The following is a 14820-nucleotide window of genomic DNA, read 5'->3' as shown; positions in this document are numbered from 1 at the left end:
AGAGGGACCGGAATCATGTTCAAGAAACTTGCAATCGGTGCCGCGTTTGCTTTGGCCCTTACTCCTGCTGCGTCCTTCGCAGCAGGTGGTGGCGAGCAGCACATCGAAGACTTCCACTTCTCGTTTGAAGGCCCCTTTGGCACCTGGGATCAAAACCAGCTGCAGCGCGGCCTTCAGATCTATACCGAGGTTTGCGCAGCCTGCCACGGCCTGCGCTATGTGCCTCTGCGTGATCTCGAAGCGCTGGGGTATTCGGACGAAGAAGTCATCGCCTATTCGGCAGATAACTTCGAAGTGTTCGATCCCGAGCTGGACGATTTCCGTCCGGCAATCCCGACCGACCATTTCCCGGAAAATAACGGTGTTGGCGCACCGGACCTGAGCCTGATGGCCAAGGCCCGCGCCGGATTCCACGGACCTTATGGTCTGGGCATCAACCAGTTCTTCAAAGGCATGGGTGGCGCGGAATACATCGCCTCGCTGCTGGATGGCTATACCGGTGAAGAGAAAGAAGAAGCAGGCACCATCCTGTATGAGAACAAAGCCTTCCCCGGAGGCTGGATCTCGATGGCGCCCCCGCTGTCCGAAGATCAGGTTGAATTCACCGATGGTCACCCGGCCACTGTCGAAGCCATGTCCGAAGACATCGCAGCCTTCCTGATGTGGACTGCCGAGCCGAAGATGATGGAGCGCAAATACTCGGGCTTTGTTGGCGTGCTGTTCCTGTCGCTGTTGTCGGTGCTTCTGTACCTTGTGAACAAGCGCCTGTGGGCGGGTGTCAAAGGCAAGAAACGAGACTGAGTTTCACAGCCCCGAAATGTTTGGACCCCCGCGCCACCGGCTGCGGGGGTTTTTTTGTTGCAATCGGGTTGGGGGCCAGCCCCCTCTTGGCCTGCGGCCAATTCACCCCCGGGATACTTCTGGCCAGATGAAGGGCGGATCAGGCTTGTAGCTGCGTACCGGTGGCGCCAATGATCGTTGCCGTTACGATTTGCCCTTCGGGCTGCGGTGCGTCAAAGGCGACCTCAGTGAATTGTTCGGTGCGGCCCATATGCGGGTTTTCCATCAGGATGTGATGGGTTTTGCTGATTTGGACCTGCAGGTGTTTTGTGACCTGCGCCTCACCGGTCGCGCGCAGGCGGGCGGCACGCTCTTTGATGATGTTCCCATTGACCTGCTGCGGAATGCGGGCAGCTGGAGTGCCATCGCGTTTGGAATAGGGGAATACGTGCAACCAGGTCAGATCGCAATCTGTCACCAGTTTCAGCGAATTTTCGAAATGATCATCCGTTTCGGTCGGGAAGCCTGCGATGATATCGGCGCCAAAGGTCATCTCGGGGCGCAGTTTACGGGCCTCTTCAGTGAAGCGGATGGCGTCATCGCGAAGGTGACGTCTTTTCATCCGTTTCAGGATTAGGTCGTCGCCATGCTGCAGGGATAGGTGCAGATGCGGCATCAGGCGTGGTTCGGTCGCGATGGCCTGCATCAGGTTCTCGTCCACCTCGATCGAGTCGATCGAGCTGATCCGCAGGCGCGGCAGGTCGGGCACCAGTTTCAGGATGCGCATAACCAGATCACCCAGCTTGGGCTGCGCGGGTAGGTCGGCGCCCCATGAGGTCAGGTCAACACCGGTCAGTACGACCTCGTTGTAGCTCCGATCTACCAACCGCTTGATCTGGTCGACTACGACACCGGCAGGGACACTGCGCGAGTTCCCACGGCCATAAGGGATGATGCAGAAGGTACAGCGATGGTCACAGCCGTTCTGGACCTGAACATAGGCGCGTGAGCGGGTGCCAAAACCGTCGATCAGGTGGCCTGCGGTTTCGGTAATGGACATGATGTCGTCGACCTGCACCGTCTCGGTCTGGCCAATAAAGTCCGCCGCCATACCTTTCCAGGTTTCGGGCTGCATCTTCTCGGTATTGCCAATGACTGCGTCGACCTCATCCATTCGGGCAAAGGTGTCAGGCTCGGTTTGGGCCGCGCAGCCTGTCACGATCAACCGCGCGTCAGGGTTTTCCCGCCGCAGCTTGCGAATTTCTTGCCGGGCTTTGCGCACCGCTTCTGCCGTGACAGCGCAGGTGTTCACGATCACCGCGTCGGTTAGGCCGGCCTGCGCCGACAGCTCTTTCATCGCCTCGGTCTCATAGGCGTTCAGGCGGCAGCCCAGGGTGGTGAACTTCGGCGCGCTCATTCCAGTGATTCCAGGAATTCCGGTGTCAGCGTGCCCGAGAAGACGTGGCAGGTTGGTCCCGTCATCCAAACGCCATCGTCGCGCCAGTCGATCCAGATAGTCCCGCCGTCCAGCTCAATTTGTACTTTGCGCCCGGTCAGGCCGCGACGCGCAGCAGCAACGGCCGTGGCGCATGAGGATGATCCCGAAGCCAGGGTGATGCCCACGCCACGCTCCCACACACGCATGCGGATATGATTCGGTCCGATCACCTGCGCGACTTGCACATTGGTACGCTCAGGATAGAGCGGATGGTGCTCGTAACGCGAACCGAACTCTGTCAGCGGGATGGCTTCGGCGTCATCGACAAAAAAGGTGCAATGCGGATTGCCCATCCCGGTGGCCGTCGGTGCTCCCTCGATCGGCAGTTCCAGCGTGTCGACTTCCTCAGACAACGGAACCTCGTTCCAGTTCAGTTGGGGGTGTCCCATATTGACCGAGGTCAGGCCGTCCCCGGCGTCCTTGGCGTAAAGGGTGCCGCGTTCGGTCGTCAGCGTCAAATCGGATTTTCCCGTTTCCCCCATCAGGAAACGGGCGATGCAACGGGTGGCATTTCCACATGCTGCCGAGGTAGATCCATCTGAATTGTAGAACACCAAATGCGCATCCGACCTGCCGTTTTCGATCACGGCAAGCTGATCGAAACCTACGCCGAATTGACGATGCCCGATTCCCTGCGCAAGTGCCGGGCTAATCCGCGTTGCAGACGCGCGCGCGTCCACAATGACAAAGTCATTGCCCAGCCCGTGCATCTTCATGAAGGGCAAACCAGTGTTCTGTAATCCTCGCATGGCGCGCATATAACCCTGCGCTTGAAAGGAATCCACCCTGCGACGCAGATTCCTTTAAAAAGGGGGTTGACCCCCCAGCGCCACCTGCCTAATTAGGCCGCCTATCGGGTCGCCGGAAACACTGATTACTCTGGCGATACGAGGTGCAAATAAGGTCTTGAACCCGGTTGGGAAAATGACTTAAAGAGCGCCACGGATCGACAAGATCCAGCAAAAGAGTGGGCCGTTAGCTCAGTTGGTAGAGCAACTGACTTTTAATCAGTGGGTCGCAGGTTCGAATCCTGCACGGCTCACCACTTTTCATAAATTTGCCTTGCCTTGCTTGGGGTTGGATTTGACGAATCTTTTGTGAAGGTTCGCCAAGGTGCGTTCGCCATTTGGACGCGTAATAAGCTTACCGATGGCAGAATCTGCCATGCCTTCGCGGCCTGCGGCCTCTGTATAGCGTTGGATGAGCGCCAGCGTTTTATGGCCGGTGGCCGCGCAGATCTCGTGCGCAGTGGCTCCTGCTTCGGCCAGGCGACGCGCGCAGGCTTTGCGCAGACCGTGAGCAGAGCACTGAGGCAGTTTGGCGTCTTGAGTCCAATGCTACATGAGATTGCCTAGGCCTCCGGCGGACCGCATCGCGCCTTTCTGAGTTGCCAGGAAAGGGCGATCCTTCGGCAGCTTGTCCAGCACTTCGACCAAATCTGGGTGGATCGGCACAGATATCAAAACACCACCTGAGCGCTGCGTCTTCTGCCGCCTGTACTCAATCTTGCCGTTGCGGATGTTGTTTGGCCCTAGCTTCACAGCATCGACTCGCGCCGCACCTGTGTATGGCATCAACGTCACCGCCGTATGCGCCAACGTGTGGGGATTATGGACCTTAAAAACTGAGCTAACTCGACCTCATCCTAGGTATGGAAACCATCACTGCCCACGCGGAACGGCTTGGTCGCCCTTGCCGGGTTGTCGCTGTGCCAATCAAGGGAAATCGCGAAATCCATCAGTTGAATTAGTCGTTTGCGCAAGTTGTTCGCTGCCGCAGGAGTCTCAGCTTTCTCTGCCAAAATCGCCTGTACATGTCTTCGCTGCATCAGTTTTACAGGCTTGTCACTATGCGCTTCGCGGAATTTCTCGACGATTCCGCGATAAACTTTTTGAGTGCTTAATCTGAGATCGAGGAATTGCGTTGAACGGTACCAGAATGCAACAAGCTGGCTGACGCTATAAGGTTTAGTTCGGTCAGCGCCAATTTTTCCACGTGATTTATACCCTTGAACCGCTGCTTCATTGCGGCGCACGAAATCCTCTGATCCGTACTCGGTTCCCAGTTCCGCTGAAAACCCTCTCTTTCGGAACCGCCAACGCCGATTTCGGTGCCGATCAAAAAAGGCGGTTGCGCCGGAAAACTGTTTGCGGCGTTTCACTGGTGATCCCATGGGTTAGTACTTTCGCCGGCCTGCTTTTCGGTGCTGTAAATCGCGACCTTTCCGTCGCGGCTGATTTCGGAGCGCAGGACCGGTATGCCTGCGTCGCTGTATGCCTTGAGGTATCGTGTTAATTAGGTTTGCGTTAGGACCCATTAACAGTCTTAAGATTATCTTGTCGGCATGATTCACGGTTCCCATTGGTTTGAGGGAACGATGAGCAATCTTTATTGGCTGACTGAAGATCAGATGACCCGGCTCCGGCCGTATTTCCCAAAGAGCCGAGGTAAGGCACGGGTCGATGATCGACAGGTTCTGAGCGGAATTATCTTTATTAATCGTAATGGCTTGCGCTGGCGTGATGCACCCGCTGCTTATGGCCCACCCAAGACGTTGTATAATCGTTGGAAGCGTTGGAGCGATATGGGCGTGTTTACGCGGATCATGGCTGGATTGGCGGCAGAAGCGCCTGATTACAAAACTATCTCGATTGATGCGACCTACCTCAAAGCACACCGCACGGCTTCAAGCCTGTGGTTGAAAAAGGGGGGCGTGGACGCCTAATCGGCCAGACAAAGGGCGGCATGAACACCAAGTTGCACGCCGTCACTGACACCAGCGGTCGCCCAATCCGCTTCTTCATAACCGCGGGTCAGGCCAGCGATTACACCGGCGCAGCAGCTTTGCTGGGCAGTCTTCCCGACGCGGATTGGTTGCTCCCCGACCGGGGTAATGATGCAGATTGGTTCCGTGAAGCCTTGGCAGACAGGGGCACAAAGCCTTGTATCCCTGGTCGCAAGTCACGCAATAAGACCGTTCGATACGACAAGCGACGTTACCGACGACGCAACCGGATCGAACGGATGTTTGGCAGGCTCAAAAATTGGCGACGCGTCGCAACCCGCTATGACCCCTGTCCTAAAGTATTCCTGTCAGCAATCGCCCTCGCAGCAACTGTCATATTCTGGTTATGAGTCCTGAACCTAGTATGGTCCGCTGATTCAATCTATCAATCGACGGGGGAATTGATGATGGGACTGAGGCAGGAGGCCAAGTTGGCGCTGCTTTATGGGTTATTGCTGGAGGCCATGATCCGTAGAATCACTTGCTGCGGTCGATCCCGAACTGACAATCCATGTGCTCTTGGTGGAGCATTGCGGAGCCGCCCCACCTGGTTATGAAACAAGAACGAGGCCGGAGCGTTGTGCAGCAATGCAGCTACTCTCAAAAACCCAGCGTTCCAAAACGCCATTCAGTCGACATTCAAAGGTGGCCGTGGCTCCCCTCAAAGCAACATGCGCATATGTATATCGCACCTAACCAAGGGCAAATAGGACAGCCTTTTTCTGATTTGTTGTAATTCGGATTGGAATCTATTCGAAACTGTCTCCCTGCTGTCATTTGCAGCGGTTAAATCATGCCAAAACTCAATCTAACTTGCGAGCCCGCTACAAAATAGTAGAGTCTTCAGAGCTTAACAGATCAATGATTGATGTTGTGTGCGTGCAAGGGCACGGTAAAAGGTTATTTTTATGAGTAATGATGCAAGCCGACTGCGAAGGTATGTACCGCTGGACTATGCGTTCCGCTTCAAGCGTAACAAATCGACTGGCCTGCCGTTTTTCCTTGATAATCTTGGCGATGACTTGCTGCTGGTTTTGTTGGCATTCGTGCCTTTTTCTTCAGACCCAATTGCCTTTGCCTTAGCCATATTCTTCTTTCACGTCTCATTCTGGACCGTCTATGAGATCGGCTATTTTGAGAACGATGCTATGTCCGCGAGTTTTGAGCACGAGGCCAGAGTGACGCCTGGCTTTCATGAGGCTGCGGCCTACTACTCTGAACGTCAGGCGTGGATATGGGCTGTGGCACTCGCCATCCCCGGCGCAATGCTGGTTGCCTGGGTCAAAGCGACGGAGTCCATCGCCCTGGTTGCACTACTATATTTGTTGGCATGGTGTGCTTTGTTAGGCTGTTTGCGGGGGGTTTACTACGCCTACAACCGCATAGATAAGCTAAGCCGCGTGTGGCTGTATTTGCCATTGCAGATCCTGAAATACGCGTTTCCGTTGATGTTCATCCACTTACCGGCCGCGGGGGCATCACTTGTTTTCGCCCAGTGCTTGCGCCGCTGGATACCCTATATAGTTTACCGATATGGGGGCAGGGGACTTGTCGCGTTGCCGTCTAAAGTGTTGCGGGTTCTTTCCTTCTTGTCGATATGGTTGCTGTTGCTGCCATCTAATCTGAGCGATAGCTACGTGATCCATGGTGTCATCATATTGGTCTGGCTTTGCTTTCGGGGGCTTTCCCAGATTCGCAAAGTTGTACGCAATGCGCAGCATGTGCAGCACGATAAATGGTCGTCCCCAGGGTCGACAGAAAGCTAACAGCGATGCATACGCTCGCCTACGAAACGCCGACGCCTGAACAAATGAAGCAAGCCATGGCGAAAGCACAAGGCAAGCTGCTGATCGTCGATTTTGATGAGACGCTTTGGCTGCGCAATTCTACCGAGAGCTTTCTAGCCCATGCGCGACCGGCACCGCTGGCCGCAGCAATCCTGCGAGGCCTTGATTTGACGCGTCCATGGAGGATCATCGGCGGACGCCGCCGCGCGCGGGATTACCGCGATTGGATCCGCGTGCTGGCCATCGCGACTCTGATGCCCTGGACCCTGCGCCGTTGGGCGCGTATCGCGCCCAAGCTAGGTCGGACTTTCTCCAATACAGGGCTTGAGCAATTGATGACTGCCTCAAATCCTGCGCGTACCGTCATCGTCTCAAATGGTTACACGGTTATAATTGCGCCATTATTGGAAGGTTATCCTGAGCCCCGGCCTCAGCTTGTTGCTGCATCGCTCATGTCGGGTTGGAAATGGCGCCGGGCAGGTAAGCTCGCCAATACTGAGGCGGTATTTGACGCTCTGCTACTGGACGGTGCCACGGTGGTAACAGACCATGAGGATGACGCCGAGCTGTTGGCGCGCGTCGGCAATGGTCTGTTGTGCGTCTGGCCCGAGGCTCGCTATGAAAGAGCTTTTGCAAAGTGTGACACCTGACCAGATCCGCCATCGCCTTGGTCAGAAATCGTTTGGCATTGAATTCTTCATACTTCTAGAAAAATCGTACCTATATTTCAGTCCCTACCCTGCATGTTTGACATCTTCTGCGGAGACACGTTTACAGAACGACGATTTTAGCCCGGTCCGCGCGAGTGATTCTACTTTGATGCGTTTCCATTCCGGCAACATATTGCTATACTGTTTTTAAATTGTTGCGATTTTCGCGTCGTCTCTCTACACGTGGCCGTATTGACAAAAGTCAAGGCACCCAAGGCTGCGCGAGGGTCAATTCGAAAATCGTGATAGCTGGTATTAGAATGGCTGTTACCCCGATATCCAATAAAGTGGGCCGGAAACAACCCTAACTTTGACTTGCCTCAGGTCCTTTGCGGTACAGATTTGGATAGCGCTGAGGCAAAGATATGCGTTGAATGAGCCGCTGGAACAAAAAATTACTTAGCGTTGCAATTTGAAATTCGTTTGGCGACGTATGACACTGTAATTCTCTACGTTTGTGCAACCTTCGCGGTAACACGCGTTTTGTTTTCTTAATGAGTTTGAGGTGCACTGGAAGATGACGGACAAAATCAACATTGCCGTTGTTGGCCTTGGGAAGATGGGTTTATCGCATTTTGCGATGGTCAATGTGCATCCAATGGCTAACGCGGTGGCTTGTGATGGAGCTAGGTTTATCCGCGAAGTGCTGAACAAAAACACAGACGTAACAATTCACAGTGACTACGCAGAGATGCTTGCAACTACGGATTTGGATGCGGTCGTAATTGCGACACCGTCTCGCCAGCATGCCCCTATGGTCTCTGCGGCCTTAGACAAGGGTTTGCACGTATTTTGCGAAAAGCCATTCTGCTTGGATTGGCAGGATAGTGTTCGGTTGGCGCAAACTGCGAAAAGTAAAGGAGTCGTCAGTCAGGTCGGCTATCACTACAGATATGTAGGTGCTTTCCAAGAGGTTAAGAAAATCCTGGATTCCGGGGCACTCGGCAACATCTCGCATGTACAGGCCGAAGCATATGGTCCCGTCGTACTACGCCCCAAGCGCGCTACATGGCGAACGGACAAGGCCGAGGGCGGTGGCTGCTTATATGATTATGCTGCTCACCCGTTGAACCTGTTGAATTGGTACTTTGGCGAACCAACACAGGTGTCGGGCTCTGTCCTCACACGGATTTTCTCGGAGGGCACAGATGATCAGGTGATGTCGACCTTGCGTTGGGACAACGGACCCACGGCCCAGCTTTCAGTTAACTGGTCTGATGAAAGCCACCGAAAAATGTCGACGAAGATCACGATGATCGGAACTAATGGGCGTCTTTTTGCGGATCGACAGGAATGTCAGCTTTATCTGCGGAGCACTGATCCCGCCTTGCAAGGCTACACCAAAGGCTGGAACGTTAAATATACGACTGAGCTGACAGATGATGCGTGGTTTTATCTGCGTGGTGAAGAATATTCAGCCCAGCTTGATCATTTCGTCACTGCCATAGCTCAAGGCAAGACAGCCTCATTTGAGAACGGTTTCCAATCCGCCGCTGAAACGGACAAAACTATGTCGATGATATTGGCCAATGCCGATTCCGGTGTGCCCCTGGGTAAACCCCCAACAGTCTCACAGCCCACTCCCGCCAAAAGGCGTGGATGGTTTCGTCGTTAAGGAGTGCATGACGTGGATAAGTTGCTTTTTGGCGATAATCAGTTCTTTGGTGTCAATCATATGTCCGAAGAAAAGGCTCGGGCCCAAGCTATGCGTTTTCAGCGAACTGATGCGATAATGGAAGTTCTGGACGTTGCCTATGATGTAGGTATTCGCACTTTAATGTGCACGACGCATGATCGGATTTCGGATGTAGCCGACCGTGTGCGGGCAAATCCCGAACGATATCGCGATTTCCAGTTCTACCCTTGCATGCCCTATGCGCACAAATACGCCAACGCGGTTACCGAGCATGGTATGTTAGGCGCTATCAGGAGCTTCATGCCCAATGATGGTCTGTTTGCAACCGCGCTTGCCGGGACAAAGGCATTGGCCTCAAAAGAAATGGACGGCATCGCCAATGCAATGGTCGACATGGAAATGAAGATGTTCACGGGAACGAAAACCCCAGTTATCTTTATTCAGAATGTCTTTACAGATTTACTGATTGGTTTAGGATTCCATAGGGCCTTCCGTATTTTCCACGACCACATACAGGAGAAATACGGTGCTGAGCCAGCATACATCACAATGAACATGCCAATGCTCTTGGATGTTCTGGAAAAGCAGGGCATCGAGCGCCCTATAATATGCTCAAATATCAACAAAATCGGCTTCAGGATGTCAGGAGGGTATGATGCATATCTTGATGCATTGGAAACTGGGCGTGTGCGTGCTGTAGCTATGTCAGTCTACGCCTCTGGCGCGATCCCTGCTGATGAAGCAATCCACTGGATTTCAGAGCTTCCCGGTGTTGAATCGATTGTGTTCGGGGCTTCCAGTGCCGGAAATATTCGCGGGACAAAGGCATTGGTCGACAAGTATATTGGCAAGGCACAGTAGTTCTGGTTCTCGAGGGGCAAATGATAGCCAATTTGTATTGATCTTGACTAGTTTACTATACTTGGTGCGTTGCGGCATAGTTGGCCCGTGCTGCAACTCGCAAAGTTTTGGCTACAAGATTTATTTTTGTGGTGAAGGCTACAAAGAAAATCCAGGTAGCGCTCATCCTTTCCATCACCGAACTTTCGGTGATATTTGAAAAGATAAACACCATTCCCATAATAAAAACGAAGACGATCGGTTCGCGGTCTGGAATGTAGCGCAGCCCGTAGAACACCGAGAAGAAAAAGCGGAACAGTCCAAGAAACAATAGTGAAATTCCAACAAAACCCACATTCAAAAAGGTCTCAAGCATGCCGTTGTGGGAATAGTGGGGCAGGAAGCCAAGATTGGCTTTGCTGGAATATACGCTCAGATGCGGAGCGTTTTCGTACCAGTGAGCGGCATAACCAAACCCGATCCAGAACCTATCCATCACATGGTGCCAGACCAGTTCCCAGATCGGAATTCTCTCGGACAGCGTGGGTTTACGTCCGATCAGGGAAAACAACGGTTCGGCCAGTGTTGAAGCAAGCAGAAATGCTACGAGGCCGACAATGAAAACAGAAAACAATAAGTACCCAATGGCCCATATTATCTCCATATTCCGCATTAATCTACTGAAATAAAGTGCGGTCATAGAGATCAGGGCGACGATCTGAGACGTCCGTGATTCTGAAGCGATCAACAGGAATAACCCCAGTACTGCTGCTGCTACAAAGACAGTTTTTAGCCTTCCGGAGAATTGTCTCGATGCATAGGAACAAGTCAGCAATGCGGACATAGCCGCCGTTCCTAGGCCGTTCTTGTGCAGGAAGATACCGTTCCAAGTGTCCCCCCATGGAGGAATTCCACGCGCCTGTGGCAGAGCTATGATGGCACACAATGTCAGAACCATGATGATGCAGAAAAAAGTCGCCATAAATATTAGCAATCCACGTAGGGACGCCATACTTCCCAGCATCAATCCAAACCCGGTTGTCACAACTAGAGGGACTGCTCGTTGTAGAGAATGTGAGGGGAAGTCACTCCAGGCTATTGAAAATGCAGCAATAATAACCAGGATTGCTATTTCCGGAGACGAAATGGCGCCGCGGATCAGGTGCCGAAAGTACAATAGGACGATCCCAATAATCGGAATGAGAAACATAATCCCGATCTTGTTCGCGATACCTTTCTGCCAAAAAACAATTGCTAAAAGATGTGTCCCAACCACTATGAGCAGGCACAGACACATAGCCAGCACAAGGCGATTGAACAATGATCCTGCTTGATTCTGGTGGGGGAAACTGTGGGTGACGGGTGTCATGATGAAAACTGGTTGACCAAAGGGAAAAGTCCCAAAAAACTGATTGCTCAGTCGAAAAAAAGATGCGCGAGTTACAAAAGCGTACAAAGATGGCAAACACTTGTCTATGTTAACCGTTTATCGGCACTACGGGTGCTGCTAAACCCGGGAAACTGGAGTTAAACAGTCAGTAAATCCCGAATAATCGACATCGGAAAATATGGAAGTAACAAAACTTCCTCCCATTTCTAGTCCGCGCCCGTGAATCGGCGCAGCATTGACGGCTCCGAGTGTCTGTTCCATGAAATGTGTCGATCAATTTTTTCTCTTTTCACCCAAGGCGGAAATTTGGGTGTCATAATGGTCACGAGTTTTTCCTTAACGGGCGTTCTGTAATGACGTGGTTTTTTGTCCCCCGAGTGCTGTCTGCGGTTTTTGCCATCGCCATCCTGATGGTTATGACACACATCTTAGGTCCGGCAGAGTTCGGGCGATACAACCTAACGCTTTTGGTTGGAACGATTTTGTTTTCCTTTACCTATTTGTGGCTTGTCATCGCAATATCTCGGTTTCACCACGCCAAGGAATTTGAAGGCAGAACAATTGCAACTGTTTTGGGAACGTCCGTTGTTCTCGCGCTTTTTCTTGCGCTCCTTTCCAGCATCGTTCCACTGTTCTTGCCAGGAGAATGGGTCGACAACCTGAAATTCGCGGCACTCTTTTGCGTTAGTCACGGGATGCATGAGCTTGGAACTGCGTGCCTGCGCCAGTATCATGAGGGTCCCAAATATGCTGCGGTGACATTGTTGCGACACGCGCTAGGCGTCGTGCTGGCGGTCGGGTTCATCCTGAATGGAGGAGGGTACGAAAGCGCTGTAATTGGCATGTCGATTGGGGCCGCTGTGACCGGAGCTTATGCATTGGTCATCGCGTTTAGGCGTTCGGGCATCGCTGCTCCGAAGTTGGTCGAGTTGAAGACCTATCTCTCATTTGGGTTCCCTCTCGCCATCGTATCTTCGAGCGCGACATTCTTTGCGATGTCGTCCCAATCTTTGTTGGCGATTCTGGCTGGGATGGAATCCGTTGGATACTTCGCTGCTGCGCAATCACTTGCGACGCGGACATTGCGCCTGCCAATGGGAACGCTGTCGCGTGTGGTCGGTCCGTCAGTCTTCGAGGCGCAGGAAGTTCAGGGCAAGGTCTCGTCAGACGCGGTTCTCACTCGGTATTTCTCGTTTTTGATGCTTATCTCGATGCCGATCGTGGCGGTGTTGATATGTTCGGCGGACGTATTTGCCAATCTTTTGTTCGATGCCGCCTTCGCTGAACAAACAGCCGGATTTATTCGCGTCTTGGCGTTCGCGTCTTTTGTGTTCGGATTGCAGGGCGCCTATCTAAGCTTCGCGTTTACACGTTCGAAGAAGACGGGTCAGCAGTTGATCATCTCTGTCGCTTCATTGCTGGCACATGCTGCGCTATCGTATTTTTTCATCTATCTGTTTGGTGCGCAGGGCGCGGCTTATGCATTTTTGGTCAGCGCAGTCCTGAGCAGTCTGGTATATTACAGTGCTGGTCGTCAGATTGACCGGATCAGCATCCCGGTGGTCGAATTCGGCAAGGCTGGGACAGGCGTGATCGCATTTGCACCCTTTGGGTTATGGGCGAATGCCTCAACAGACTTGATGCAGCAATTTGCGCTTTTGGCTGTGGGTATGGCGATTATGTTTTTGGTTTTCACATGCTTAGGCCAGACGGCAGCTCTGACAGTCGTTCAAAAAATAAGGCGACGCTTGCCAACCAGCGGTTCCCCGTTTTCAAAGTAATCTATTGTTAACAATATGTTGACGTCTCCAAGGCAATTTCAGCGTTGCAAACCGGCATGTTCTTGCCGAGTGCTTTATTTTTTGAACGGGCAAGTCGTAGTATGATTGCAGGGATGTTATGGCGCGGACAGACAACCGGCGAATGCGTCTTGTGTGGTTGCGTTTGGCCACCTTAGTAACAGAGTAGCGGCCATAGAAGGGGTTGCCTTAATGGTAACACATTTCAAGCTAAAGATGAGCAGGCACTGTGTAGATGCAGTTAACCGAGAGTAATAACTGAAAATGGTCGTTGTATTTCTACTGTCTGGCCCGTTGGTCGCAGCAATGTGTTTAGCGGTATTTGCCTTCACTGGGGTGGCTTTGAGTTCAGCCTTGCTTTTTAGCTTTTTGATCGGGGTATGCACTCCTTTCTTGATCTTGAGTCTTCAGGTCTTGTTTAGAAGTAATTTGCACCTGAAAATCGCCAGAAAGTCCCCCGTGAACACAGGGAGCTGATCCCGGTCTCCTAGGGTGTCCTGACGCTATCGCGGTCAGGTTGATGGATGCAAACTGGAGCTCAAGAATTGGCAAGGTGTTTACTCCACCTGAAGGACGGTGGGGGCGGCTTGGGCAATTTATGTGCGAAAACACTTCGGTGTGCACTGCCATCCCAACAAAAAAGTTGTTTTGCTTTATCATAAGTGCGATGCTCGCGTCGGGTAAATTCTGGTCAGAAGTTTAAATTGAACCGGAAGGAAAATTATGGGTGGGTAGCCGTTTAGAACGGTCATGGCACCGAAATCTATTGAGTAGAAAGTAGTCAGGTAACAACGTTCTGACCGGTTTGAGGGTCGTAGCGTTATTTCGCTATATACGTTTTTTAGTTTCAGGACGGTGTTGTCCTGTGTGTTTAGGGGGTTAATATGAATCATATTCCCGATTCATTCCAACTTGAAGAATCTAAAATTTATAGTCAAAATCAGACACCTAGTATAAAAAATGATGACAATTTAGGTCTAAAGAGTGTTTACGCAGTCAAGGGAAAGCGCCTGATCGACATTGTATTGGTCTTGATCGGTGCTCCATTTGTGCTGCCACTTATGTTGGTGATCGCGTTTTTTGTCAGGCTTGATGGAGGTCCTGCGATCTATCGTCAAAAACGAGTTGGAATCGGTGGCGACGAGTTTGAATTTCTGAAGTTCCGTTCAATGGTTGTACATGCAGATGAGATGATGCGGAGACACTTGGCTGAAAACACGTCTGCTGTTGCCGAATGGGAAACAATGCAGAAGTTAGACAACGACCCGCGTATCACTAAATTCGGACGTTTGATTAGAGCGACATCATTAGACGAATTGCCTCAGCTGTGGAATGTCCTCATCGGGGACATGAGCCTCGTTGGTCCCCGGCCGATGTTGCCCGAGCAGCAGGAGTTGTATCCGGGTCAGGACTACATTCTCATGAAACCAGGTATTACCGGTCCATGGCAGGTGTCGGAGCGCAATGATGTCGAGTTCGCTCATCGCGCGATTTTCGACAGCGAATATGCCCGCAACATAGGCTTCTGGTTCGATCTGAAAATTTTGTTTCGTACCATTGGTGTGGTGTGTAACAGAACGGGTCGCTGATCGCGG

The 14820-nt window shown here is 52.2% G+C and carries 14 protein-coding genes and 1 tRNA gene; 9 read left to right on the top strand and 6 right to left on the bottom strand.

Going from position 1 to position 14820, the window contains the following annotated elements; translation table 11 throughout:
- Positions 1-15: 15 nt before the first annotated feature.
- Entirely contained in the window at positions 16-801 is a 786-nt protein-coding gene (locus tag DS906_RS15595; RefSeq protein WP_113791035.1) for a cytochrome c1, read from the top strand.
- Positions 802-940: 139 nt separating this feature from the next.
- Here DS906_RS15595 and mtaB read toward each other — a convergent pair whose 3' ends face one another.
- Positions 941-2197 carry a tRNA (N(6)-L-threonylcarbamoyladenosine(37)-C(2))-methylthiotransferase MtaB gene (gene mtaB, locus DS906_RS15590; protein ID WP_113791034.1) on the bottom strand — a complete coding sequence of 419 codons (1257 nt, stop codon included), beginning with the start codon at positions 2195-2197 and terminating at the stop codon, positions 941-943.
- Positions 2194-3027 carry a diaminopimelate epimerase gene (gene dapF / locus DS906_RS15585; protein ID WP_369935030.1) on the bottom strand — a complete coding sequence of 278 codons (834 nt, stop codon included), beginning with the start codon at positions 3025-3027 and terminating at the stop codon, positions 2194-2196. The genes mtaB and dapF overlap by 4 nt, the downstream gene beginning before the upstream one ends.
- A 220-nt stretch (positions 3028-3247) precedes the next feature.
- On the opposite strand from dapF, the gene DS906_RS15580 reads away from it, so the two are divergent.
- Positions 3248-3323, top strand: a tRNA-Lys gene (locus DS906_RS15580).
- Positions 3324-3327: 4 nt separating this feature from the next.
- Here DS906_RS15580 and DS906_RS22740 read toward each other — a convergent pair.
- The 3 genes from DS906_RS22740 to DS906_RS15565 all read right to left on the bottom strand — a co-directional run bounded on the left by DS906_RS22740 (position 3328) and on the right by DS906_RS15565 (position 4439).
- Positions 3328-3594 carry a tyrosine-type recombinase/integrase gene (locus DS906_RS22740; protein ID WP_113791229.1) on the bottom strand — a complete coding sequence of 89 codons (267 nt, stop codon included), beginning with the start codon at positions 3592-3594 and terminating at the stop codon, positions 3328-3330.
- A gap of 21 nt (positions 3595-3615) precedes the next feature.
- Complete coding sequence (locus tag DS906_RS15570; protein WP_113791032.1) at positions 3616-3852, bottom strand: hypothetical protein; 237 nt, start codon at positions 3850-3852, stop codon at positions 3616-3618.
- Between the two features lie 71 nt (positions 3853-3923).
- Positions 3924-4439, bottom strand: a complete 516-nt coding sequence (locus DS906_RS15565) for a hypothetical protein (RefSeq protein ID WP_147235275.1) — start codon at positions 4437-4439, stop codon at positions 3924-3926.
- Positions 4440-4655: 216 nt separating this feature from the next.
- Between DS906_RS15565 and DS906_RS15560 the strand changes: the two genes are divergently transcribed.
- The 5 genes from DS906_RS15560 (at position 4656) to DS906_RS15540 (ending at position 10057) form a co-directional block, all read left to right on the top strand.
- Positions 4656-5413, top strand: a protein-coding gene (locus DS906_RS15560) for an IS5 family transposase (RefSeq protein ID WP_113791030.1) whose coding sequence is annotated in 2 segments (ribosomal slippage) — positions 4656-4974 and positions 4974-5413 — 759 coding nt in all. Because the reading frame shifts where the segments join, the coding sequence is not laid out codon by codon here.
- Between the two features lie 558 nt (positions 5414-5971).
- Positions 5972-6829 carry a hypothetical protein gene (locus DS906_RS15555; RefSeq protein WP_113791029.1) on the top strand — a complete coding sequence of 286 codons (858 nt, stop codon included), beginning with the start codon at positions 5972-5974 and terminating at the stop codon, positions 6827-6829.
- A gap of 5 nt (positions 6830-6834) precedes the next feature.
- Entirely contained in the window at positions 6835-7500 is a 666-nt protein-coding gene (locus DS906_RS15550) for a hypothetical protein (protein ID WP_147235273.1), read from the top strand.
- A gap of 577 nt (positions 7501-8077) precedes the next feature.
- The gene (locus DS906_RS15545; RefSeq protein ID WP_113791027.1) at positions 8078-9175 is read left to right on the top strand and encodes a Gfo/Idh/MocA family protein; all 1098 of its coding nucleotides are present in this window, start codon (positions 8078-8080) and stop codon (positions 9173-9175) included.
- A gap of 12 nt (positions 9176-9187) precedes the next feature.
- Positions 9188-10057: a hypothetical protein gene (locus DS906_RS15540; RefSeq protein WP_199528581.1), complete on the top strand. Its 870-nt coding sequence runs from the start codon at positions 9188-9190 to the stop codon at positions 10055-10057.
- A 55-nt stretch (positions 10058-10112) separates the two neighbouring features.
- Here the strand turns inward: DS906_RS15540 and DS906_RS15535 are convergent, their stop codons facing one another.
- Entirely contained in the window at positions 10113-11405 is a 1293-nt protein-coding gene (locus DS906_RS15535; RefSeq protein WP_113791026.1) for an O-antigen ligase, read from the bottom strand.
- A gap of 374 nt (positions 11406-11779) precedes the next feature.
- Here DS906_RS15535 and DS906_RS15530 point away from each other — a divergent pair, with 374 nt between their 5' ends.
- Positions 11780-13207 (top strand): oligosaccharide flippase family protein, encoded by a 1428-nt coding sequence (locus DS906_RS15530; protein ID WP_113791025.1) that lies wholly within the window; start codon positions 11780-11782, stop codon positions 13205-13207.
- A gap of 902 nt (positions 13208-14109) precedes the next feature.
- Positions 14110-14814: a sugar transferase gene (locus DS906_RS15525; protein WP_113791024.1), complete on the top strand. Its 705-nt coding sequence runs from the start codon at positions 14110-14112 to the stop codon at positions 14812-14814.
- The last annotated feature ends 6 nt before the right edge of the window (positions 14815-14820 follow it).

This window comes from Ruegeria sp. A3M17 (assembly GCF_003318255.1).
GTDB lineage: Bacteria > Pseudomonadota > Alphaproteobacteria > Rhodobacterales > Rhodobacteraceae > Ruegeria.
The sequence above is the reverse complement of the archived record's forward strand: the minus strand, read 5'-3'. Positions and strand labels throughout refer to the sequence as shown.

Coding starts and splice junctions, on each gene's coding strand:
- DS906_RS15595 (WP_113791035.1), top strand. CDS start 16: ATGTTCAAGAAACTTGCAATCGGTGCCGCGTTTGCTTTGGCCCTTACT.
- mtaB (WP_113791034.1), bottom strand. CDS start 2,197: ATGAGCGCGCCGAAGTTCACCACCCTGGGCTGCCGCCTGAACGCCTAT.
- dapF (WP_369935030.1), bottom strand. CDS start 3,027: ATGCGAGGATTACAGAACACTGGTTTGCCCTTCATGAAGATGCACGGG.
- DS906_RS15570 (WP_113791032.1), bottom strand. CDS start 3,852: ATGCCATACACAGGTGCGGCGCGAGTCGATGCTGTGAAGCTAGGGCCA.
- DS906_RS15555 (WP_113791029.1), top strand. CDS start 5,972: ATGAGTAATGATGCAAGCCGACTGCGAAGGTATGTACCGCTGGACTAT.
- DS906_RS15550 (WP_147235273.1), top strand. CDS start 6,835: ATGCATACGCTCGCCTACGAAACGCCGACGCCTGAACAAATGAAGCAA.
- DS906_RS15545 (WP_113791027.1), top strand. CDS start 8,078: ATGACGGACAAAATCAACATTGCCGTTGTTGGCCTTGGGAAGATGGGT.
- DS906_RS15535 (WP_113791026.1), bottom strand. CDS start 11,405: ATGACACCCGTCACCCACAGTTTCCCCCACCAGAATCAAGCAGGATCA.
- DS906_RS15530 (WP_113791025.1), top strand. CDS start 11,780: ATGACGTGGTTTTTTGTCCCCCGAGTGCTGTCTGCGGTTTTTGCCATC.
- DS906_RS15525 (WP_113791024.1), top strand. CDS start 14,110: ATGAATCATATTCCCGATTCATTCCAACTTGAAGAATCTAAAATTTAT.